We start from the raw sequence: 24,122 nt of genomic DNA, 5'->3' as shown, positions 1-24,122 counted from the left end.
ATATAAGCCACCTGACGATCCATCTTTTTTATCAAAAATTGAATATGAATAGCACCCTTTATTTTATCATCCTACTGTAAGTTGTCAAAGTCCGTAAATAACCGACTAGGCACTTTTCTTCAACAACACAACCACTTGAGCAGCAATTCCTTCGCCTCTGCCTGTAAATCCTAGTTTTTCCGTTGTTGTGGCTTTCACGTTAATGTTCTCTACTTCTGATTCTAACAATTCCGCTATTCTTTCTCTTATAGCAGGAATATAAGGAGCCATTTTTGGTTTTTGAGCAATAATAGTACAGTCTGCATTCACAAGTTCATAACCCTTTTCTTTTACCAATTGCCACACATGTTGCATCAGTTTAGCTGAATCCGCATCTTTAAAGTCTGGGTCTGTATCAGGGAAGTGCTTACCAATATCACCTTCACCAATTGCACCTAAACAGGCATCTGACACTGTATGTAATAAAACATCCGCATCTGAATGTCCAAGTAATCCTAATTCATATGGAATCGTAACCCCACCCATAATCAGTGGTCGTCCTTCAACTAATTGATGTACATCAAATCCTTGACCAATGCGAAACATATTATCTTCTCCTTTAGATAAAGTCATCTCTTTTATTTAAAATCGCCTCAGCAAAATATAGGTCCTCAGGCGTTGTTAGTTTTATATTATCGTAATTCCCTTGTACAAAAGCAATCTTATTATGTACTCTCTCCACCAAGCTTGCATCATCAGTCCCTACAAATTGGTCCTTTTGCGCTTTCTCATATGCCGCTTGTAAAATACTAAGCTTAAAAGCTTGAGGGGTTTGCACAGACCATAGACTCGTTCGATCAATTGTTCCCTCGACTAATCCATCACGTCCCTTTTTTATCGTATCCTTCACGGGAACGGCTAAAATGGCGCCATCATTGAACTGAGCTTGAGATACAAGTTGATCGATATGCTCTTGTTCAACAAAAGGTCGAGCGGCATCATGTACCAACACAATCCCTTCACCTGTTAACTCACGTATCACATGACTAATGCTATGCTGCCTTTCCTGTCCACCACCGATATACGCCCTTACCTTATCCACCCCATGCTTAGCGATTAACGCACGTATCTCCTTTTCCTCAGCAGGATTAATAGCTAAATAAATCCCTTCACATGCGGAGTCTCGTTGGAAAACGCGCAATGTATGTATAAAAATAGGTACCCCTCTTAGTTCTAGCAACAGTTTATTTTTTGAAGCACCCATTCTCTTCCCTTGCCCCGCTGCAGGGATGACGACTCTATACCCCATATTTTCTTCTAACTCCCTTAATCAGCATAAAAAGCGGAAGAAAAGAGCCAATTTACGGCCCCCTCTTCTGCTTCTTCTATACTATAATTATAATGCTTTTTCTAAAAGTTTTGGTTTAGCGAAAATCATTCTACCCGCAGATGTTTGCAATACACTTGTCACTACTACATCAATATGCTTGCCAATATAATTTCTACCTTCTTCTACGACAATCATTGTGCCATCGTCTAAGTAGGCAATCCCTTGATTTTGTTCTTTTCCGTCCTTAATGACCTGAACTTTCATTTCTTCTCCCGGAAGCACAACCGGCTTCACAGCATTCGCCAGATCATTAATATTTAGAACTGCGACTTTCTGTAGCTCGCATACCTTATTCAGGTTGAAATCATTGGTTACAACCACACCGTTAGTTAATTTCGCTAATTTCACTAGCTTACTATCCACTTCTTGTATTTCTTCAAAATTACCTTCGTAAATTTCTACCTTTATAGATAGCTCACTTTGAATACGGTTGAGAATGTCTAAACCGCGGCGGCCCCGATTTCTTTTTAACACATCAGAAGAATCGGCAATATGCTGTAATTCTTCTAAGACAAAACGAGGAATAACAATTGTTCCTTCTAAAAACCCTGTTTGACAAATATCAGCTACTCGACCATCGATAATAACACTTGTATCCAATATTTTAAGCTTATTCACATCAGATTGACTATCTTCTTCTTCAGTTAACTTTTTCTTTTTGTTTGTAAAAAGATTGAGTAATTCATCTCGTTTTTTAAATCCAACTTGAAAACCTAAATATCCAAATAACAGTGTTAAGACGATAGGAGCAACAGTATTTAATACCGGTATCTCGAGTGTCGACAATCCATAACCAAGTAAAAACGCGACAACAAGACCAAACACCAGTCCAACACTACCAAATATAATATCGGTAATTGGCACCTTTACAATCGATTCTTCTGTCCATTTAATGAAATTGACAACATGGTCAACCGCCCAAAATGTTAAAAGATAGAAAATAATAGCTCCTAAAATGGCGGAAACATAAGGATTATTTAATAATGGAATGTCATCTAAACTGACTAAAATTAGTAATTCTGGTATCACAAAGATCCCTAATGTGATCCCAAATATAAGGAAACAGACTTGTACAATTCTCTTTAACATTCCCTCACCTCCTTTTATTCATTATTAACAAATTCCAAAAATAAAAAACGCACAATATTGGAAAATTTTATATTATAAACAAAAAATTATTGCAGTAAACTAAATAAAAGGATAGATCAAACGGTTATGAATACTCTTAGACTAGCACCGTAAGTAAGGGAATGTCAAATGATAAACTACCTATTCTATCATAAGGTGAATAGTAGTTCAATGGTATTTATAAATGTCGGTCAGAAAAAAATTGGTCTTGTATAAGCTTGAGGCCTTCGTCAATCTTCCTAGCCCGTACCTCTCCTATACCTTCTACCTCATCTAATTCTTCAATAGAAGCTGCCGCTATATACCTCAGTTCCTCAAAGCGATCAACGAGGTTATCAATAATAATAGGTGGTAATCGCGGCACCTTATGCAGCACCCGAATCCCTCTAGGATGAATGACTTCTTCGGTATGAATATAGCCATGAAAGCCTAGTAATTTCATGATAACTGAGTCTTCTAAAGTCTCACCTTTTGATAACTCTTGAAGCTTTTGAAGCGCTTCCTTTGCCCTAATATCACGATCATTAGCATAATCCATAATAACGAATTCTGATTCTCTTTCCATTTCAATCAATAACTCATTCATTTGTAAACGAATGAGACGTCCTTCTGTCCCTAACTCGCTTAAATAAGTTAGTAACTCATTTTTAATTCTTAACAGCATTTCTATATTATGCATAACATTTAACACATCATTATAGGTCACCTGTTCTTCAAATTCGAGAATACCTAAATTCGATATACTTTGCTCAAGAACAACTTTATATTTCTCTAATGTTGTGACTGCCACATTAGCCTTTGTTAATATAACTCCAATATCCTTTAGTGAATAACGAGAAGCCCCTTTATATAAAGTAATGACATTACGGCGTTGTGAAACAGCAATAACAAGCGCACCTGTTTGTTTCGCCACCCGTTCTGCTGTCCGATGTCGCATCCCTGTCTCAGAGGAAGGAATACTCGAATCTGGTGCGAGTTGGGCGTTGGCAATAAGGATTTTATTTCCTTCTTGATTGAGAATAATAGCCCCATCCATCTTCGCTAGCTCATATAAATAGTTTGGCGAAAAAGGGCAATTAATTTGGAAGCCCCCATCCACTAAACTGGCAATCTGCTCCTTAGAACAAAGAACAATTAACCCACCCGTGTTTGCTCTTAATACATTATCTATACCTGCACGTAGGGGTGTCCCTGGTGCTAAAAATTTCAATAATTCGCTGATTGTAATTTCACTTTGTTTCTTTGAATCCATATGCTTACCCTCCTAATGCAGCTTCAAGTGCTTCACTAACCGAGTGAACGCCAATCAATTGAACATTTTTAGGACCTGTCCAGCCGCTCAAATTATTCGCTGGTAAAATAATACGCTCAAATCCTAGTTTCGCAGCCTCCTGGACTCGCTGTTCAATTCTTGAAACTCTTCTTATTTCTCCAGTGAGGCCCACCTCACCGATAATGCAATCTGTTGCTCTTGTTGGCTTGTCCCGAAAGCTTGATGCGATACTAACTGCAACTGCCAAATCAATTGCTGGCTCATCTAGTTTTACCCCTCCAGCAACCTTCAAATACGCATCTTGATTTTGTAACAACATACCGACCCGTTTCTCTAATACCGCCATTAATAGCGGCACACGGTTATGATCAATCCCTGTTGCCATCCTTCTTGGGTTACCAAAACTCGTAGGGGATATTAATGCTTGTATTTCTACAAGAACGGGCCGAGTTCCTTCCATTGAAGCCACAACAGTTGAACCCGCTGCTCCTTGTGATCGTTCTTCTAAAAAAATCTCTGATGGGTTTGCCACTTCTTCTAAACCTAATTCTTTCATTTCAAATATACCCATTTCATTCGTAGAACCAAATCGGTTTTTGACTGCTCTTAAAATTCGATACGTGTGATGCCTTTCCCCTTCAAAATAAAGCACCGTATCCACCATATGTTCCAGCAACCTAGGACCGGCGATCGATCCTTCTTTCGTTACATGTCCAACAATAAAGATCGCAATCCCTTTCGTTTTCCCGATTCTCATAAGCTCAGCCGTACACTCTCTTACCTGTGAAACACTACCAGGGGCCGAGGTCACTTCCGGGTGATAAATAGTTTGAATGGAGTCAATAATAACAAACTCCGGCTTCACCTCATCAATCGTTTGACTAATCTCTTCTAAGCTTGTCTCTGCATAAACAAGTAGATGTTCTGATGAAATATTTAATCTGTCAGCTCGTAGCTTCGTTTGTCTTATCGACTCTTCTCCAGAAATATAAAGTACAGAATGCTGTTTATTAGATAATTGTGAAGAAACTTGCAACAGTAGTGTTGATTTTCCAATCCCAGGATCTCCACCTATTAAAACGAGAGATCCTCTAACAACCCCACCACCAAGGACTCGATTTAACTCTTTCATTTCCGTATAAATACGTGGCTCATTGACTGTTTCAATTTTTGGAATCGGAGTCGCTTTTGCTCTAATCGTTGTCTCTTGTGTATGTGCAAAAGCCCCTCTTCTCGAGTTAGCAGGTTTCTCTATCTCTTCCGTCATTTTATTCCATACACCGCATCCGGGACATTTCCCCATCCACTTTGCCGATTCATAACCACATTCTTGACATATGAATTTTGATTTTCTTTTCGCCAATCTTCATTCTCCTTCTCTTTCGTACAACACATTTATATTTCTTACTATATCAATGGAATCGTTTGTATTCAAAGGTTAACATATAATTGGAAGAAAATTTGTTGTTATCAAAAAAGGTACACACTATTGATTAGCGTGTACCTTCTCTCTAACATTTCATTATTTTTGGGCAGTGCCAGTTGGTTCGGCTGTTTTTACGACAAATTCGCCTTCCTCAACATCGATTACTACTTCTTGACCAGTAAGCACTTTTCCTCTTAATAATTCCTCAGATAAGCGATCTTCAATATGCTTTTGGATCGCTCTTCTAAGCGGTCTTGCACCATACTCTGGATCGTAGCCTTCTTCTGAGATTTTTACCTTAGCAGATTCAGATAGGGATAATGTAATATCCTGTTCTTTTAAACGGTTCGTTAAGGCATCGGACATGAGTGTAACAATCTCTTGCAGATGCTTTCTTTCTAATGCATGGAAGACAATAATCTCATCGATACGGTTTAAGAATTCAGGTCTGAAGGCCTTTTTCAATTCCTCCATAACCTTACCTTTCATATCTTTGTAATCATGCTCATCATCTTGAATATTGAAGCCTACATATTTATTACGCTTAAGTGCTTCGGCACCAACATTTGACGTCATGATAAGCACCGTGTTTCGGAAATCGACTGTACGTCCTTTAGAATCTGTTAACCGTCCATCTTCCAAGACTTGCAGAAGAATGTTAAATACATCCGGATGGGCTTTCTCAATTTCATCTAATAAAACAACTGAATACGGTTTTCTACGTACTTTCTCAGTTAATTGGCCTCCTTCTTCAAATCCAACATAACCTGGAGGTGAACCAACTAATCTAGATGTGGAGTGTTTCTCCATATACTCAGACATATCGATGCGAATCATCGCTTCCTCATCACCGAACATCGCTTCAGCTAAGGCACGAGCAAGTTCTGTCTTACCCACACCTGTTGGCCCTAGGAAAACGAAAGAACCAATTGGTCTCTTCGGATCTTTAAGACCGGCTCTTGCCCGTCTAACTGCTTTAGAGATCGCCTTTACTGCTTCCTCTTGGCCAATTACGCGCGAATGTAAGATTTCTTCTAAATTCAATAGTTTGTCGGTCTCAGTTTGTGCCAATTTAGTAACTGGAATTCCTGTCCAGTTAGAAACGACATTGGCAATATCCTCTACCGTCACTTCACTATTTTCTTTCCCTTGCTTTTCTTTCCATGTTTTCTTAGTTTCTTCTAACTTTTCTCTTAATCTTTGTTCATTGTCTCTTAAAGATGCTGCTTTCTCAAACTCTTGACTTTGAACAGCTGCATCCTTTTCTTTTCTTACATCTTCTAATTTAACTTCTAACTCCTTGAGATTCGGAGGCGTTGTATAAGAACGTAGGCGAACTTTTGAGCCTGCTTCATCAATTAAATCAATCGCTTTATCTGGTAAGAAACGATCAGAGATATAACGATCTGATAATTTAACTGCCGCATCGATGGCTTGATCCGTAATTGTCACACGGTGATGGGCTTCATAACGGTCACGTAGTCCTTTTAAAATTTGTACGGACTCATCTGCAGTCGGCTCATCAACCGTAATTGGTTGGAACCTACGCTCAAGCGCTGCATCCTTCTCAATATATTTGCGATACTCATCTAGCGTCGTCGCTCCAATACACTGTAGCTCTCCACGCGCAAGTGATGGCTTTAGAATATTTGATGCATCAATCGCACCTTCTGCTCCACCAGCACCAATTAATGTATGCAATTCATCGATGAACAAAATAATGTTGCCCGCCTGACGAATTTCGTCCATCACTTTCTTCAAGCGATCCTCAAATTCACCACGGTATTTAGTACCTGCAACTACCGTACCCATATCTAAAGTCATTACACGTTTATCACGTAGCGTCTCCGGCACTTCATTATTTATGATCTGTTGAGCTAGGCCTTCTGCTATCGCAGTCTTACCCACACCAGGTTCTCCAATTAATACGGGGTTATTTTTTGTTCTTCTGCTTAATACTTCAATTACACGTTGAATCTCTTTACTACGTCCAATAACTGGATCTAAGCTTCCTTCACGTGCAATGGCAGTTAAATCTCTCGCTAAACCATCTAGTGTTGGTGTATTTGCATTGGCTGAAGAGCTGCCTTGATGCCCGTTAGACTCGCTACTACCAAGTAATTGTAGTACTTGCTGTCTTGCCTTATTTAAACTTACGCCAAGGTTATTAAGTACTCTTGCAGCTACACCCTCACCTTCTCTAATTAAACCAAGTAAAATGTGCTCAGTTCCCACATAGGAATGGCCCAATTTTCTTGCTTCATCCATTGATAATTCAATTACTTTTTTTGCTCTTGGTGTATAATGCGGTGTTTGGGAGGCCTCTTGCCCTCTACCTATTAGATTTTCAACTTCCGTTTGAATTTTTTCTGAACCTAGACCTAAGGCATAAAGTGCTTTAGCGGCAATTCCTTCACCTTCACTTACTAACCCTAGAAGTATATGCTCAGTCCCAATATTGTTATGTCCTAAGCGAATGGCTTCTTCCTGTGCTAATGCTAATACTTTTTGTGCTCTCTCAGTAAAACGTCCAAACATCATCTATCATCATCCTCCCAACTCTTGATCTTCCATTTTTAATCTTTCTCGAATAAGAGAAGCTCTACGAATATCCCGTTCAAACGGTCGTAATTGGCCTCCAGCATATTGCTGTAAAAATCCTGGTTGCGTTAAAACCATTAATTCATTTAATATATTTTTTGATATGCCTTGTATATAGTCCATGTCTATTCCAAGGCGAACATCCGATAAACATCTAGCCGCTTCTTTTGATTCAATGATTCGGCTATTAGATAAAATACCATAGGATCTGAAGACTCTATCTTCTAATTGTATGTTAGAGGTTTTCGCTAATGCTTCTCTTGCTGACCTTTCCTGCGAAATTAATTGCTCCACAACACTTTTTAAATCCTCAGCAATATCTTCTTCTGATTTCCCTAATGTGATTTGGTTAGAAACTTGAAAGATATTACCTAATGCTTCGCTACCTTCTCCATAAATTCCTCTAACAACTAATCCAAGTTGGTTAATTGCTGGAATGATTCTATTCATTTGATGAGTTAATACTAATCCTGGTAAATGCATCATGACAGATGCTCTGAGACCTGTACCGACATTCGTTGGGCAACTAGTTAAATACCCTACCTGTTCATCATATGCATAATCAATCTCAGTTTCTAACCAATCATCAATTTGGTTTGCAACTTCTAATGCTTCTGATAATTGGAAGCCTGGAAATAAACACTGTATACGTATATGATCTTCTTCATTCAACATAATGCTAACCTCTTCATTTTCAGTAAGTAGGCAGGCACCATGACTAGCGTTTTCTGCTAAATGAGGACTAATCAAATGTTTTTCCATCAGCACCCTTTTTTGCAATGGTTGTAAATCATCCATTTGCAATAACGAAAAGTCACCATAAGTATCAAAAGTCGATTTTTCCATTCTTGCTTTAATGATCTCTATCACACGTTTAGCTTCATCATGGGAAAAGATTGTTGGAAAATTAACCTGTTTAATATTGCGAGCTAAACGAATTCTAGAACTAAGTACGATATCAGAATCAGGACCTTCTGCACTCATCCAAGAGCTGACAGCCTGATTGATAAACCTTTCTAAAGACAAGTTCATTCCCCTCCCTCTAGATGGTTTTTCATTTCTTTTTCCAATTGACGTATTGCATCTCTTGTCTCTGCTGCTTTCTCAAATTCCTCTTTAGTTATAAGTTCTTTCAAGTTTATTTTTAAATCCTCAATTTGCTTTTTCAAATGGATATCTCCACCCATTCTTGTAGGGATTTTTCCATTATGATTCCAATTACCACTATGAAGCCTTTTAATAATTGGCTTTAACTGTGCTCGGAAAGATTCATAACAGTGGGCACATCCGAATTTCCCGACTTTAACAAATTGAGGAAAGGTCATCGAGCATTGCTCACACTGTACTACCTGCGCTTGTTTATTTAACTGAGCTTGGTTATTTGCATAACTTGTATCTATATTAAATAATCCGCTCAATAGATTATTAATAGAAAATCCAGATCCATTATTTAACATAAACATATCCCCATGTTCTTGGGCACATTTTTCACATAAATGGAACTCAGCCTTTTCGCCATTCATAATTTTTGTAAAATGTAGAGTCGCAGGTCTCTGATTACATTCTTGGCATATCATCTGTTTCACCCCTCCATACTTTACAGCCTACTTATATTTCAATGTATTTAGCATCGCAACAAGCATCCTTGCTCTTAACTCATCCCTATAGGGTAACTCTAAGTAAAGAACTGAACGGTCAATGACACTTAACATAATCTTCGCTTCTCGAGTAGTAATAATCTCTTCTTCAACTAATCTGTTTATAATATTTTCAGCACTATTTTGTGAAATACGATCACGTACAATCCTAATCAATTGATTAATTAAATCAACATAATCATAAGCTTGCACTTTGGTGATTCTTATATAACCACCACCGCCACGTTTACTTTCGACAGCATAGCCTTTTTCAACTGTAAACCGAGTATTTATGACGTAATTTATTTGAGATGGGACACATTGAAATTTATCAGCGATCTCGCTCCGCTTAATTTCAACAATTTCCCTTTCGCTAAGTTCCAAGACTTCTTTAAGATATTTTTCAATAATATCTGATATATTTTTCACCCGGCCTCCCCCTATCTGACTTTGACTATATTTGACATAAATTATACATGATTTGTGTGAAATGTTGCAACGAAGTAGTATTATTAATTTTCCCCTTTTTTTCTAAATCTCAAACGTATGAAATATAGGTTGATTCATTAAATTTATATTATGTTTAGATTGTGTAGATGTTATTTGTCCATTTAAATAAACGAATTCATTATAGCACGACAAAAAAGAGCACATACAAATGATGTGCTCTTTTATCTTGCCCGGCAACGTCCTACTCTCACAAGGGGACAGCCCCTAACTACCATCGGCGCTGAGAAGCTTAACTTCCGTGTTCGGTATGGGAACGGGTGTGACCTTCTCGCTATCGCCACCGGACTATGAAATTGTAAGGGAATCGTTCCCTCAAAACTAGGTAATGTTGAAGAAGATATTTATTGAGTAATCGCCTATGCGTTGCTGACGCGACTACTTACGTAGTGCTGTCTAGCTGCGGCGCCTAGGTGCTCGAGGTCATAAGCCAAATTTGTCATGAGGTTAAAGAACAACCTCCTGTCAAATTCGTCTTATGCTTGTCGCACCTGGGCAAGGCGCCTCCGCATTTCGAATTGGTTAAGTCCTCGATCGATTAGTATTAGTCAGCTGCATGTGTCGCCACACTTCCACCTCTAACCTATCAACCTGATCATCTTTCAGGGATCTTACTAGCTTGCGCTATGGGAAATCTCATCTCGAGGGGGGCTTCATGCTTAGATGCTTTCAGCACTTATCCCTTCCGCACATAGCTACCCAGCGATGCCTTTGGCAAGACAACTGGTACACCAGCGGTGCGTCCATCCCGGTCCTCTCGTACTAAGGACAGCTCCTCTCAAATTTCCTGCGCCCACGACGGATAGGGACCGAACTGTCTCACGACGTTCTGAACCCAGCTCGCGTACCGCTTTAATGGGCGAACAGCCCAACCCTTGGGACCGACTACAGCCCCAGGATGCGATGAGCCGACATCGAGGTGCCAAACCTCCCCGTCGATGTGGACTCTTGGGGGAGATAAGCCTGTTATCCCCGGGGTAGCTTTTATCCGTTGAGCGATGGCCCTTCCATGCGGAACCACCGGATCACTAAGCCCGACTTTCGTCCCTGCTCGACTTGTAGGTCTCGCAGTCAAGCTCCCTTGTGCCTTTACACTCTACGAATGATTTCCAACCATTCTGAGGGAACCTTTGGGCGCCTCCGTTACTCTTTAGGAGGCGACCGCCCCAGTCAAACTGCCCACCTGACACTGTCTCCCATCCCGATAAGGGATGTGGGTTAGAATTTCAATACAGCCAGGGTAGTATCCCACCGACGCCTCCACCGAAGCTAGCGCTCCGGCTTCTAAGGCTCCTACCTATCCTGTACAAGCTGTACCAAAATTCAATATCAGGCTACAGTAAAGCTCCACGGGGTCTTTCCGTCCTGTCGCGGGTAACCTGCATCTTCACAGGTACTATAATTTCACCGAGTCTCTCGTTGAGACAGTGCCCAGATCGTTACGCCTTTCGTGCGGGTCGGAACTTACCCGACAAGGAATTTCGCTACCTTAGGACCGTTATAGTTACGGCCGCCGTTTACTGGGGCTTCGATTCAAAGCTTCGCGTGAGCTAACCTCTCCTCTTAACCTTCCAGCACCGGGCAGGCGTCAGCCCCTATACTTCGCCTTGCGGCTTCGCAGAGACCTGTGTTTTTGCTAAACAGTCGCCTGGGCCTATTCACTGCGGCTCATCAAGGCTTTAACACCCTAATGAGCACCCCTTCTCCCGAAGTTACGGGGTCATTTTGCCGAGTTCCTTAACGAGAGTTCTCTCGCTCACCTTAGGATTCTCTCCTCGCCTACCTGTGTCGGTTTGCGGTACGGGCACCTTATTCCTCGCTAGAGGCTTTTCTTGGCAGTGTGGAATCAAGAACTTCGGTACTAAATTTCCCTCGCTATCACAGCTCAAGGTATATGACCATGGGATTTGCCTCATGGTCCCTCTAACTGCTTAGACGCACATCCAATAGTGCGCTTACCCTATCCTCCTGCGTCCCCCCATCACTCAAACAGAATACGGTGGTACAGGAATATCAACCTGTTGTCCATCGCCTACGCTTTTCAGCCTCGGCTTAGGTCCCGACTAACCCTGAGCGGACGAGCCTTCCTCAGGAAACCTTAGGCATTCGGTGGATGGGATTCTCACCCATCTTTCGCTACTCATACCGGCATTCTCACTTCTAAGCGCTCCACCAGTCCTTACGGTCTAGCTTCAACGCCCTTAGAACGCTCTCCTACCACTGAACATCAACGATGTTCAATCCACAGCTTCGGTGATACGTTTAGCCCCGGTACATTTTCGGCGCGGAGTCACTCGACCAGTGAGCTATTACGCACTCTTTAAATGGTGGCTGCTTCTAAGCCAACATCCTGGTTGTCTAAGCAACTCCACATCCTTTTCCACTTAACGTATACTTTGGGACCTTAGCTGGTGGTCTGGGCTGTTTCCCTCTTGACTACGGATCTTATCACTCGCAGTCTGACTCCCATGGATAAATCTTTGGCATTCGGAGTTTGTCTGAATTCGGTAACCCGATGAGGGCCCCTAGTCCAAACAGTGCTCTACCTCCAAGATTCTTACGCATGAGGCTAGCCCTAAAGCTATTTCGGAGAGAACCAGCTATCTCCAAGTTCGATTGGAATTTCTCCGCTACCCACACCTCATCCCCGCACTTTTCAACGTACGTGGGTTCGGGCCTCCATCCAGTGTTACCTGGACTTCACCCTGGACATGGGTAGATCACCTGGTTTCGGGTCTACGACCACATACTCATTCGCCCTATTCAGACTCGCTTTCGCTACGGCTCCGTCTGTCCAACTTAACCTCGCATGTAATCGTAACTCGCCGGTTCATTCTACAAAAGGCACGCTATCACCCATTAACGGGCTCTAACTACTTGTAGGCACACGGTTTCAGGATCTCTTTCACTCCCCTTCCGGGGTGCTTTTCACCTTTCCCTCACGGTACTGGTTCACTATCGGTCACTAGGGAGTATTTAGCCTTGGGAGATGGTCCTCCCTGCTTCCGACGGGATTTCTCGTGTCCCGCCGTACTCAGGATCCACTCTGGAGGGAACGAAGTTTCAACTACAGGGCTTTTACCTCCTATGGCGGGCCTTTCCAGACCTCTTCGTCTATCTCGTTCCTTTGTAACTCCGTATAGAATGTCCTACAACCCCAAGAGGCAAGCCTCTTGGTTTGGGCTAATCCCGTTTCGCTCGCCGCTACTCAGGGAATCGCGTTTGCTTTCTCTTCCTCCGGGTACTTAGATGTTTCAGTTCCCCGGGTCTGCCTTCCATACCCTATGTATTCAGGTATGGATCCTATCCCATAACGGATAGGGGGTTTCCCCATTCGGAAATCTCCGGATCAAAGCTTACTTACAGCTCCCCGAAGCATATCGGTGTTAGTCCCGTCCTTCATCGGCTCCTAGTGCCAAGGCATTCACCGTGCGCCCTTATTAACTTAACCATTGTTCGGCTTGCGATAAGCTACGCATTTCGGCGTCAGCTCACTCGTCAACATCCTCATGTGCACAAGACGCACACTCCGGTGTTTCCTCGCTCGCTTCCTTGAACTGCTTGCTTCTCACAACCCTCTCGGTTGTGTTTATTAAAAAAGTTTAGTATCTTAAATCAATCTATAATATATAGAGAGAAAAAATAACTAAGGTGGCGATTACTCGGTAATCTTCTTCATTACATTATCTAGTTTTCAAAGAACGATTTGTTGGTGGAGCCTAGCGGGATCGAACCGCTGACCTCCTGCGTGCAAAGCAGGCGCTCTCCCAGCTGAGCTAAGGCCCCGTATTAAAGTTAAAATGGTGGGCCTAAATGGACTCGAACCATCGACCTCACGCTTATCAGGCGTGCGCTCTAACCAGCTGAGCTATAGGCCCACATAACTTCACGGTAAAGTATTTAATCATATCAAAGAGATTGCACTCTCAAAACTGAACGAACAGTCTAACATCAAGTTAATTCCGTATATTCCTTAGAAAGGAGGTGATCCAGCCGCACCTTCCGATACGGCTACCTTGTTACGACTTCACCCCAATCATCTGTCCCACCTTAGGCGGCTGGCTCCAAAAGGTTACCCCACCGACTTCGGGTGTTACAAACTCTCGTGGTGTGACGGGCGGTGTGTACAAGGCCCGGGAACGTATTCACCGCGGCATGCTGATCCGCGATTACTAGCGATTCCGGCTTCATGTAGGCGAGTTGCAGCCTACAATCCGAACTGAGAATGGTTTTATGGGATTGGCTAAACCTCGCGGTCTTGCAGCCCTTTGTACCATCCATTGTAGCACGTGTGTAGCCCAGGTCATAAGGGGCATGATGATTTGACGTCATCCCCACCTTCCTCCGGTTTGTCACCGGCAGTCACCTTAGAGTGCCCAACTAAATGCTGGCAACTAAGATCAAGGGTTGCGCTCGTTGCGGGACTTAACCCAACATCTCACGACACGAGCTGACGACAACCATGCACCACCTGTCACTCTGTCCCCCGAAGGGGAAAGTCCTATCTCTAGGATTGTCAGAGGATGTCAAGACCTGGTAAGGTTCTTCGCGTTGCTTCGAATTAAACCACATGCTCCACCGCTTGTGCGGGCCCCCGTCAATTCCTTTGAGTTTCAACCTTGCGGTCGTACTCCCCAGGCGGAGTGCTTAATGCGTTTGCTGCAGCACTAAAGGGCGGAAACCCTCTAACACTTAGCACTCATCGTTTACGGCGTGGACTACCAGGGTATCTAATCCTGTTTGCTCCCCACGCTTTCGCGCCTCAGCGTCAGTTACAGACCAGAAAGTCGCCTTCGCCACTGGTGTTCCTCCAAATCTCTACGCATTTCACCGCTACACTTGGAATTCCACTTTCCTCTTCTGCACTCAAGTTCCCCAGTTTCCAATGACCCTCCACGGTTGAGCCGTGGGCTTTCACATCAGACTTAAGGAACCGCCTGCGCGCGCTTTACGCCCAATAATTCCGGACAACGCTTGCCACCTACGTATTACCGCGGCTGCTGGCACGTAGTTAGCCGTGGCTTTCTGGTTAGGTACCGTCAAGGTACCGGCAGTTACTCCGATACTTGTTCTTCCCTAACAACAGAGTTTTACGATCCGAAAACCTTCATCACTCACGCGGCGTTGCTCCGTCAGACTTTCGTCCATTGCGGAAGATTCCCTACTGCTGCCTCCCGTAGGAGTCTGGGCCGTGTCTCAGTCCCAGTGTGGCCGATCACCCTCTCAGGTCGGCTACGCATCGTCGCCTTGGTGAGCCGTTACCTCACCAACTAGCTAATGCGCCGCGGGCCCATCTGTAAGTGATAGCAGAACCATCTTTCAATCTAATTATATGTATAAATAGATATTATCCGGTATTAGCCCCGGTTTCCCGGAGTTATCCCAGTCTTACAGGCAGGTTGCCCACGTGTTACTCACCCGTCCGCCGCTAATCTTTGGGAGCAAGCTCCCTCAGATTCGCTCGACTTGCATGTATTAGGCACGCCGCCAGCGTTCGTCCTGAGCCAGGATCAAACTCTCCAATAAAGTGTTTGATTAGCTCATTTGCACCTATGGTGCTTTGTTGCTGATAAATCAGCTTTTTTAGAATTACGCTTGACGTTTTACGTTCGTTCAGTTTTCAAAGAACAATCTCATTCGCTTCAGAAGCGACTTTATAATCATACAACATCTTAACTTGTTATGTCAATAACTTTTTTAAAATGTTTTTGGTGGAGCCTAGCGGGATCGAACCGCTGACCTCCTGCGTGCAAAGCAGGCGCTCTCCCAGCTGAGCTAAGGCCCCAAAAAGAGTAATAAAAATGGTCGGGAAGACAGGATTCGAACCTGCGACCCCTTGGTCCCAAACCAAGTGCTCTACCAAGCTGAGCTACTTCCCGTTTATGGCGCGCCCGAGAGGAGTCGAACCCCTAACCTTTTGATCCGTAGTCAAACGCTCTATCCAATTGAGCTACGGGCGCATCAATAAGTGGTGCCGAGGACCGGAATCGAACCGGTACGGTAGTCACCTACCGCAGGATTTTAAGTCCTGTGCGTCTGCCAGTTCCGCCACCCCGGCACTTATTGGAGCGGAAGACGGGATTCGAACCCGCGACCCTCACCTTGGCAAGGTGATGTTCTACCACTGAACTACTTCCGCAAATATTCAAAATAAAAATGGTGCGGGTGAAGGGAGTCGAACCCCCACGCCTTGCGGCGCCAGATCCTAAGTCTGGTGCGTCTGCCAATTCCGCCACACCCGCATATATAAATGGTGAGCCATGAAGGACTCGAACCTTCGACCCTCTGATTAAAAGTCAGATGCTCTACCAACTGAGCTAATGGCTCGTACAAGTGGTGCCGGCCAGAGGACTTGAACCCCCAACCTACTGATTACAAGTCAGTTGCTCTACCAATTGAGCTAGGCCGGCAAATAAACACAAAAAAATGGTGGAGGATGACGGGATCGAACCGCCGACCCTCTGCTTGTAAGGCAGATGCTCTCCCAGCTGAGCTAATCCTCCAATATGTATGCCCGGCAACGTCCTACTCTCACAAGGGGACAGCCCCTAACTACCATCGGCGCTGAGAAGCTTAACTTCCGTGTTCGGTATGGGAACGGGTGTGACCTTCTCGCTATCGCCACCGGACTATGAAATTGTAAGGGAATCGTTCCCTCAAAACTAGGTAATGTTGAAGAAGATATTTATTGAGTAATCGCCTATGCGTTGCTGACGCGACTACTTACGTAGTGCTGTCTAGCTGCGGCGCCTAGGTGCTCGAGGTCATAAGCCAAATTTGTCATGAGGTTAAAGAACAACCTCCTGTCAAATTCGTCTTATGCTTGTCGCACCTGGGCAAGGCGCCTCCGCATTTCGAATTGGTTAAGTCCTCGATCGATTAGTATTAGTCAGCTACATGTGTCGCCACACTTCCACCTCTAACCTATCAACCTGATCATCTTTCAGGGATCTTACTAGCTTGCGCTATGGGAAATCTCATCTCGAGGGGGGCTTCATGCTTAGATGCTTTCAGCACTTATCCCTTCCGCACATAGCTACCCAGCGATGCCTTTGGCAAGACAACTGGTACACCAGCGGTGCGTCCATCCCGGTCCTCTCGTACTAAGGACAGCTCCTCTCAAATTTCCTGCGCCCACGACGGATAGGGACCGAACTGTCTCACGACGTTCTGAACCCAGCTCGCGTACCGCTTTAATGGGCGAACAGCCCAACCCTTGGGACCGACTACAGCCCCAGGATGCGATGAGCCGACATCGAGGTGCCAAACCTCCCCGTCGATGTGGACTCTTGGGGGAGATAAGCCTGTTATCCCCGGGGTAGCTTTTATCCGTTGAGCGATGGCCCTTCCATGCGGAACCACCGGATCACTAAGCCCGACTTTCGTCCCTGCTCGACTTGTAGGTCTCGCAGTCAAGCTCCCTTGTGCCTTTACACTCTACGAATGATTTCCAACCATTCTGAGGGAACCTTTGGGCGCCTCCGTTACTCTTTAGGAGGCGACCGCCCCAGTCAAACTGCCCACCTGACACTGTCTCCCATCCCGATAAGGGATGTGGGTTAGAATTTCAATACAGCCAGGGTAGTATCCCACCGACGCCTCCACCGAAGCTAGCGCTCCGGCTTCTAAGGCTCCTACCTATCCTGTACAAGCTGTACCAAAATTCAATATCAGGCTACAGTAAAGCTCCACGGGGTCTTTCCGTCCTGTCGCGGGTAACCTGCATCTTCACAGGTACTATAATTTCACCGAGTCTCTCGTTGAGACAGTGCCCAGATCGTTACGCCTTTCGTGCGGGTCGGAACTTACCCGACAAGGAATTTCGCTACCTTAGGACCGTTATAGTTACGGCCGCCGTTTACTGGGGCTTCGATTCAAAGCTTCGCGTGAGCTAACCTCTCCTCTTAACCTTCCAGCACCGGGCAGGCGTCAGCCCCTATACTTCGCCTTGCGGCTTCGCAGAGACCTGTGTTTTTGCTAAACAGTCGCCTGGGCCTATTCACTGCGGCTCATCAAGGCTTTAACACCCTAATGAGCACCCCTTCTCCCGAAGTTACGGGGTCATTTTGCCGAGTTCCTTAACGAGAGTTCTCTCGCTCACCTTAGGATTCTCTCCTCGCCTACCTGTGTCGGTTTGCGGTACGGGCACCTTATTCCTCGCTAGAGGCTTTTCTTGGCAGTGTGGAATCAAGAACTTCGGTACTAAATTTCCCTCGCTATCACAGCTCAAGGTATATGACCATGGGATTTGCCTCATGGTCCCTCTAACTGCTTAGACGCACATCCAATAGTGCGCTTACCCTATCCTCCTGCGTCCCCCCATCACTCAAACAGAATACGGTGGTACAGGAATATCAACCTGTTGTCCATCGCCTACGCTTTTCAGCCTCGGCTTAGGTCCCGACTAACCCTGAGCGGACGAGCCTTCCTCAGGAAACCTTAGGCATTCGGTGGATGGGATTCTCACCCATCTTTCGCTACTCATACCGGCATTCTCACTTCTAAGCGCTCCACCAGTCCTTACGGTCTAGCTTCAACGCCCTTAGAACGCTCTCCTACCACTGAACATCAACGATGTTCAATCCACAGCTTCGGTGATACGTTTAGCCCCGGTACATTTTCGGCGCGGAGTCACTCGACCAGTGAGCTATTACGCACTCTTTAAATGGTGGCTGCTTCTAAGCCAACATCCTGGTTGTCTAAGCAACTCCACATCCTTTTCCACTTAACGTATACTTTGGGACCTTAGCTGGTGGTCTGGGCTGTTTCCCTCTTGACTACGGATCTTATCACTCGCAGTCTGACTCCCATGGATAAATCTTTGGCATTCGGAGTTTGTCTGAATTCGGTAACCCGATGAGGGCCCCTAGTCCAAACAGTGCTCTACCTCCAAGATTCTTACGCATGAGGCTAGCCCTAAAGCTATTTCGGAGAGAACCAGCTATCTCCAAGTTCGATTGGAATTTCTCCGCTACCCACACCTCATCCCCGCACTTTTCAACGTACGTGGGTTCGGGCCTCCATCCAGTGTTACCTGGACTTCACCCTGGACATGGGTAGATCACCTGGTTTCGGGTCTACGACCACATACTCATTCGCCCTATTCAGACTCGCTTTCGCTACGGCTCCGTCTGTCCAACTTAACCTCGCATGTAATCGTAACTCGCCGGTTCATTCTACAAAAGGCACGCTATCACCCATTAACGGGCTCTAACTACTTGTAGGCACACGGTTTCAGGATCTCTTTCACTCCCCTTCCGGGGTGCTTTTCACCTTTCCCTCACGGTACTGGTTCACTATCGGTCACTAGGGAGTATTTAGCCTTGGGAGATGGTCCTCCCTGCTTCCGACGGGATTTCTCGTGTCCCGCCGTACTCAGGATCCACTCTGGAGGGAACGAAGTTTCAACTACAGGGCTTTTACCTCCTATGGCGGGCCTTTCCAGACCTCTTCGTCTATCTCGTTCCTTTGTAACTCCGTATAGAATGTCCTACAACCCCAAGAGGCAAGCCTCTTGGTTTGGGCTAATCCCGTTTCGCTCGCCGCTACTCAGGGAATCGCGTTTGCTTTCTCTTCCTCCGGGTACTTAGATGTTTCAGTTCCCCGGGTCTGCCTTCCATACCCTATGTATTCAGGTATGGATCCTATCCCATAACGGATAGGGGGTTTCCCCATTCGGAAATCTCCGGATCAAAGCTTACTTACAGCTCCCCGAAGCATATCGGTGTTAGTCCCGTCCTTCATCGGCTCCTAGTGCCAAGGCATTCACCGTGCGCCCTTATTAACTTAACCATTGTTCGGCTTGCGATAAGCTACGCATTTCGGCGTCAGCTCACTCGTCAACATCCTCATGTGCACAAGACGCACACTCCGGTGTTTCCTCGCTCGCTTCCTTGAACTGCTTGCTTCTCACAACCCTCTCGGTTGTGTTTATTAAAAAAGTTTAGTATCTTAAATCAATCTATAATATATAGAGAGAAAAAATAACTAAGGTGGCGATTACTCGGTAATCTTCTTCATTACATTATCTAGTTTTCAAAGAACGATTGAATTGAGAGATTATACTCTCAAAACTGAACGAACAGTCTAACATCAAGTTAATTCCGTATATTCCTTAGAAAGGAGGTGATCCAGCCGCACCTTCCGATACGGCTACCTTGTTACGACTTCACCCCAATCATCTGTCCCACCTTAGGCGGCTGGCTCCAAAAGGTTACCCCACCGACTTCGGGTGTTACAAACTCTCGTGGTGTGACGGGCGGTGTGTACAAGGCCCGGGAACGTATTCACCGCGGCATGCTGATCCGCGATTACTAGCGATTCCGGCTTCATGTAGGCGAGTTGCAGCCTACAATCCGAACTGAGAATGGTTTTATGGGATTGGCTAAACCTCGCGGTCTTGCAGCCCTTTGTACCATCCATTGTAGCACGTGTGTAGCCCAGGTCATAAGGGGCATGATGATTTGACGTCATCCCCACCTTCCTCCGGTTTGTCACCGGCAGTCACCTTAGAGTGCCCAACTAAATGCTGGCAACTAAGATCAAGGGTTGCGCTCGTTGCGGGACTTAACCCAACATCTCACGACACGAGCTGACGACAACCATGCACCACCTGTCACTCTGTCCCCCGAAGGGGAAAGTCCTATCTCTAGGATTGTCAGAGGATGTCAAGACCTGGTAAGGTTCTTCGCGTTGCTTCGAATTAAACCACATGCTCCACCGCTTGTGCGGGCCCCCGTCAATTCCTTTGAGTTTCAACCTTGCGGTCGTACTCCCCAGGCGGAGTGCTTAATGCGTTTGCTGCAGCACTAAAGGGCGGAAACCCTCTAACACTTAGCACTCATCGTTTACGGCGTGGACTACCAGGGTATCTAATCCTGTTTGCTCCCCACGCTTTCGCGCCTCAGCGTCAGTTACAGACCAGAAAGTCGCCTTCGCCACTGGTGTTCCTCCAAATCTCTACGCATTTCACCGCTACACTTGGAATTCCACTTTCCTCTTCTGCACTCAAGTTCCCCAGTTTCCAATGACCCTCCACGGTTGAGCCGTGGGCTTTCACATCAGACTTAAGGAACCGCCTGCGCGCGCTTTACGCCCAATAATTCCGGACAACGCTTGCCACCTACGTATTACCGCGGCTGCTGGCACGTAGTTAGCCGTGGCTTTCTGGTTAGGTACCGTCAAGGTACCGGCAGTTACTCCGATACTTGTTCTTCCCTAACAACAGAGTTTTACGATCCGAAAACCTTCATCACTCACGCGGCGTTGCTCCGTCAGACTTTCGTCCATTGCGGAAGATTCCCTACTGCTGCCTCCCGTAGGAGTCTGGGCCGTGTCTCAGTCCCAGTGTGGCCGATCACCCTCTCAGGTCGGCTACGCATCGTCGCCTTGGTGAGCCGTTACCTCACCAACTAGCTAATGCGCCGCGGGCCCATCTGTAAGTGATAGCAGAACCATCTTTCAATCTAATTATATGTATAAATAGATATTATCCGGTATTAGCCCCGGTTTCCCGGAGTTATCCCAGTCTTACAGGCAGGTTGCCCACGTGTTACTCACCCGTCCGCCGCTAATCTTTGGGAGCAAGCTCCCTCAGATTCGCTCGACTTGCATGTATTAGGCACGCCGCCAGCGTTCGTCCTGAGCCAGGATCAAACTCTCCAATAAAGTGTTTGATTAGCTCATTTGCACCTATGGTGCTTTGTTGCTGATAAATCAGCTTTTTTAGAATTACGCTTGACGTTTTACGTTCGTTCAGTTTTCAAAGAACAATCTCGTTCGCTTCAGAAGCGACTTTATAATCTTATCATCCCACCAACATCATGTCAACTATTTTTTTAAAATAATTTTTGATGATTAGTTGAGTAAACTTGCTCTCTCTTGGGAACAAAAACTACTATATCACGATTAAAAAGTGTTTGCAATATAATTTTTAAAGTTTTTATTAAGAAACTTCTTTTTTTTGAAAACAAACTTCAAATCTGTAATTTCAACTTCCCAACTAATCTTTTAATAAGTTTTTTCTATTGTACTATTACTTTAATTAAACAAGTAGAATATTTATCATTAAACAGCTTTTCTTTTATCTTCTAAATTGAATACTTACAGGAAAATATACCTTTGTACCTTTACTCGTCACATAATCTACATCCAAGCAGAAACGCAAACAACAAATAGCACTTAAACCTTTCTGTTTTTCCTCTTAACACTGCTGCGTCAAAAACCACCTATTTCTAGAACGAACGACAGCCTGACCAAAGTGATTAATAAATTGCTTTTCTACCTTATTAGCTTCGTTTTCATTAGAACAAACGGTTGCCAGCTCTACGTATAGTGAAAAAAGACTTGAATATCAATTGTTTGATAATGGATTTAATACTGATGCACCCACCTTTACCTTTTCCTATATGAGTCACTCTCCTTCTCTAACAATTCAATTGAAAGCAAGGAACACAATTAATAAACCCATGGCAATTAGCAAATAGTCAAAGTGAAGCAGCAAAGTTTAAAGTAACATAACTAAAAAACTAACTAATTTAAAATAGTATAGCTTCTAATAAATTATCAATTTTTACTAATCATAGTACACCGCTTCATTTGTTTAAATACAATTAAAGCCAATAGAAGTTTACTTTTGTAAACTTCTACTGGCTTTTTTCATCCATTAATATTTATTTTTGACGCATATGCGGGAACAATAACACATCTCTAATAGAAGCTGCGTTTGTTAGTAACATAACTAAACGGTCCACACCAATACCTAGTCCACCAGTTGGCGGCATTCCGTATTCTAACGCCTCAATAAAGTCGTTATCCATCATATGTGCTTCATCGTTTCCTTGCTCACGCTCTTTTAACTGCGCTTCAAAGCGTTCTTTTTGATCAATTGGATCATTAAGTTCCGTGAATGCATTAGCGTGTTCTCTAGCGACTATAAATAACTCAAAACGGTCAGTAAAACGTGGATCGTTTTCATTCTTTTTCGCAAGTGGAGAGATTTCTACCGGGTGTCCGAAAATAAAGGTAGGTTGAATCAGCTTCTCTTCTACTTTTTGTTCAAAGAATTCATTGACGATGTGACCATATTGCATATGCTCGGTAATTTCCACACCATGCTCTTTTGCAAGCGCACGCGCTTCATCAACTGATGTTTCTTTCCAGAAGTCTACACCAGTATATTCTTTAACCGCATCTACCATATGAAGTCTTTTCCACTCTGGTTTCAGATTAATTTCGTATTCACCATACTGAACAGTCGTTGAACCTAGAACTTCTTCTGCAATATGCGCAATAAGGTTCTCTGTCAAACTCATAATATCACGATAATCAGCATAAGCCTCATATAGTTCAATCATCGTAAACTCAGGATTATGTCTTGTAGACACTCCCTCATTACGGAATACACGGCCGATTTCATACACTTTCTCCATCCCACCAACAATCAGGCGTTTTAAGTGTAGTTCAATGGCAATACGCATATATAATTCCATATCCAACGCATTATGATGTGTAATAAAAGGTTTTGCTGAAGCCCCACCAGCAATAGCATGCATCATTGGTGTTTCTACTTCAAGATAACCTTGATCATCTAGATAACGTCTCATAGATTGTATAATACGACTACGAGTAATGAAGGTATGTTTACTTTCTTCGCTCATAATCAAATCTAGGTAACGCTGGCGATATCTTTGCTCCACATCTTTTAAACCATGGAATTTATCAGGTAAAGGACGTAGGGCTTTTGTTAATAATTCAAATTGTTTTGCTTTAACAGAAAGTTCCCCTACTTTTGTTTTGAAAAGAACACCCGAAACACCGACAATATCACCTAAATCAGCAGATGTAAAAACTTCATATGCTTCTTCACCAACAGCATCCTTACGAACGTATAATTGGATTTGTCCAGATAAATCTTGAATATGAGCAAAACCCGCTTTACCTTTACCGCGTTTTGTCATAATTCTACCTGCAATGGTTACAGGAATTTCTTTTTCCTCTAATTCTTCTTTTTCAAATTGAGAGTATTCCTCAACCAATTGCTGTGATTGATGTGTGCGATCAAATCTTTTTCCGAAAGGATCTACGCCTTGTTCACGAAGACTGTTCATCTTTTCACGTCTAACCACTAATTGGTCATTTAATTCTTCATGATTTTGACTCACAGATACCATCTCCATCTTA

Annotated in this window: 10 protein-coding genes, 11 tRNA genes and 6 rRNA genes; all 27 read right to left on the bottom strand. The window is 44.1% G+C overall.

The genetic code is table 11. The features are described from left to right. Positions 1 to 105: 105 nt before the first annotated feature. Positions 106 to 585 (bottom strand): 2-C-methyl-D-erythritol 2,4-cyclodiphosphate synthase, encoded by a 480-nt coding sequence (gene ispF, locus MHI57_RS15570; RefSeq protein WP_095371246.1) that lies wholly within the window; start codon positions 583 to 585, stop codon positions 106 to 108. Positions 586 to 598: 13 nt separating this feature from the next. Further along, positions 599 to 1,288, bottom strand: coding sequence for a 2-C-methyl-D-erythritol 4-phosphate cytidylyltransferase (gene ispD, locus MHI57_RS15565; RefSeq protein WP_340977150.1), 690 nt, complete (start codon positions 1,286 to 1,288; stop codon positions 599 to 601). Between the two features lie 87 nt (positions 1,289 to 1,375). After that, on the bottom strand, positions 1,376 to 2,458 hold the full coding sequence (locus MHI57_RS15560; protein ID WP_095371248.1) for a PIN/TRAM domain-containing protein: 1,083 nt from the start codon (positions 2,456 to 2,458) through the stop codon (positions 1,376 to 1,378). A 217-nt stretch (positions 2,459 to 2,675) separates the two neighbouring features. Continuing rightward, on the bottom strand, positions 2,676 to 3,749 hold the full coding sequence (gene disA / locus MHI57_RS15555; RefSeq protein WP_095371249.1) for a DNA integrity scanning diadenylate cyclase DisA: 1,074 nt from the start codon (positions 3,747 to 3,749) through the stop codon (positions 2,676 to 2,678). 4 nt (positions 3,750 to 3,753) lie between these two features. Next, positions 3,754 to 5,133, bottom strand: a complete 1,380-nt coding sequence (gene radA / locus MHI57_RS15550) for a DNA repair protein RadA (protein ID WP_095371250.1) — start codon at positions 5,131 to 5,133, stop codon at positions 3,754 to 3,756. A 159-nt stretch (positions 5,134 to 5,292) separates the two neighbouring features. Beyond that, complete coding sequence (clpC, locus tag MHI57_RS15545) at positions 5,293 to 7,737, bottom strand: ATP-dependent protease ATP-binding subunit ClpC (protein ID WP_328200188.1); 2,445 nt, start codon at positions 7,735 to 7,737, stop codon at positions 5,293 to 5,295. Between the two features lie 6 nt (positions 7,738 to 7,743). Beyond that, on the bottom strand, positions 7,744 to 8,823 hold the full coding sequence (locus tag MHI57_RS15540; RefSeq protein ID WP_340977145.1) for a protein arginine kinase: 1,080 nt from the start codon (positions 8,821 to 8,823) through the stop codon (positions 7,744 to 7,746). Between the two features lie 2 nt (positions 8,824 to 8,825). After that, positions 8,826 to 9,374 carry a UvrB/UvrC motif-containing protein gene (locus tag MHI57_RS15535; protein ID WP_095371253.1) on the bottom strand — a complete coding sequence of 183 codons (549 nt, stop codon included), beginning with the start codon at positions 9,372 to 9,374 and terminating at the stop codon, positions 8,826 to 8,828. A gap of 27 nt (positions 9,375 to 9,401) precedes the next feature. Beyond that, a complete protein-coding gene (locus tag MHI57_RS15530) occupies positions 9,402 to 9,863 on the bottom strand; it encodes a CtsR family transcriptional regulator (protein WP_095371254.1) in 462 nt (153 codons plus the stop codon). A 249-nt stretch (positions 9,864 to 10,112) separates the two neighbouring features. Continuing rightward, positions 10,113 to 10,229 (bottom strand): 5S ribosomal RNA (gene rrf / locus MHI57_RS15525). A gap of 230 nt (positions 10,230 to 10,459) precedes the next feature. Beyond that, a 23S ribosomal RNA gene (locus MHI57_RS15520) occupies positions 10,460 to 13,392 on the bottom strand. A 259-nt stretch (positions 13,393 to 13,651) separates the two neighbouring features. Next, positions 13,652 to 13,727, bottom strand: a tRNA-Ala gene (locus MHI57_RS15515). Between the two features lie 15 nt (positions 13,728 to 13,742). After that, positions 13,743 to 13,819: transfer RNA gene (locus tag MHI57_RS15510), tRNA-Ile, on the bottom strand. Positions 13,820 to 13,918: 99 nt separating this feature from the next. Continuing rightward, positions 13,919 to 15,467 (bottom strand): 16S ribosomal RNA (locus MHI57_RS15505). Between the two features lie 183 nt (positions 15,468 to 15,650). Beyond that, positions 15,651 to 15,726: transfer RNA gene (locus MHI57_RS15500), tRNA-Ala, on the bottom strand. Between the two features lie 17 nt (positions 15,727 to 15,743). Then, positions 15,744 to 15,820, bottom strand: a tRNA-Pro gene (locus MHI57_RS15495). Positions 15,821 to 15,824: 4 nt separating this feature from the next. After that, positions 15,825 to 15,901: transfer RNA gene (locus MHI57_RS15490), tRNA-Arg, on the bottom strand. Between the two features lie 9 nt (positions 15,902 to 15,910). Then, positions 15,911 to 15,999, bottom strand: a tRNA-Leu gene (locus MHI57_RS15485). Positions 16,000 to 16,005: 6 nt separating this feature from the next. Continuing rightward, a tRNA-Gly gene (locus MHI57_RS15480) sits at positions 16,006 to 16,080 on the bottom strand. 18 nt (positions 16,081 to 16,098) lie between these two features. After that, positions 16,099 to 16,183, bottom strand: a tRNA-Leu gene (locus tag MHI57_RS15475). A 9-nt stretch (positions 16,184 to 16,192) separates the two neighbouring features. Next, positions 16,193 to 16,268: transfer RNA gene (locus tag MHI57_RS15470), tRNA-Lys, on the bottom strand. Positions 16,269 to 16,275: 7 nt separating this feature from the next. Then, positions 16,276 to 16,351: transfer RNA gene (locus MHI57_RS15465), tRNA-Thr, on the bottom strand. A 17-nt stretch (positions 16,352 to 16,368) separates the two neighbouring features. Beyond that, positions 16,369 to 16,444 (bottom strand) — tRNA-Val (locus MHI57_RS15460). 9 nt (positions 16,445 to 16,453) lie between these two features. Beyond that, positions 16,454 to 16,570, bottom strand: a 5S ribosomal RNA gene (gene rrf, locus MHI57_RS15455). A 230-nt stretch (positions 16,571 to 16,800) separates the two neighbouring features. After that, positions 16,801 to 19,733, bottom strand: a 23S ribosomal RNA gene (locus MHI57_RS15450). Between the two features lie 326 nt (positions 19,734 to 20,059). After that, positions 20,060 to 21,608, bottom strand: a 16S ribosomal RNA gene (locus tag MHI57_RS15445). The 16S, 23S and 5S rRNA genes sit together here with 11 tRNA genes alongside, the layout of an rRNA operon. Positions 21,609 to 22,612: 1,004 nt before the next feature. Beyond that, positions 22,613 to 24,112 carry a lysine--tRNA ligase gene (lysS, locus tag MHI57_RS15440; RefSeq protein ID WP_328200258.1) on the bottom strand — a complete coding sequence of 500 codons (1,500 nt, stop codon included), beginning with the start codon at positions 24,110 to 24,112 and terminating at the stop codon, positions 22,613 to 22,615. Positions 24,113 to 24,122 lie beyond the last annotated feature (10 nt).

Source organism: Cytobacillus sp. FSL K6-0129 (assembly GCF_038007625.1).
GTDB classification, from domain to species: domain Bacteria; phylum Bacillota; class Bacilli; order Bacillales; family Cytobacillaceae; genus Cytobacillus; species Cytobacillus kochii.
Note: the sequence above shows the minus strand (reverse complement) of the source record. Positions and strands in the feature narration are given on the sequence as shown.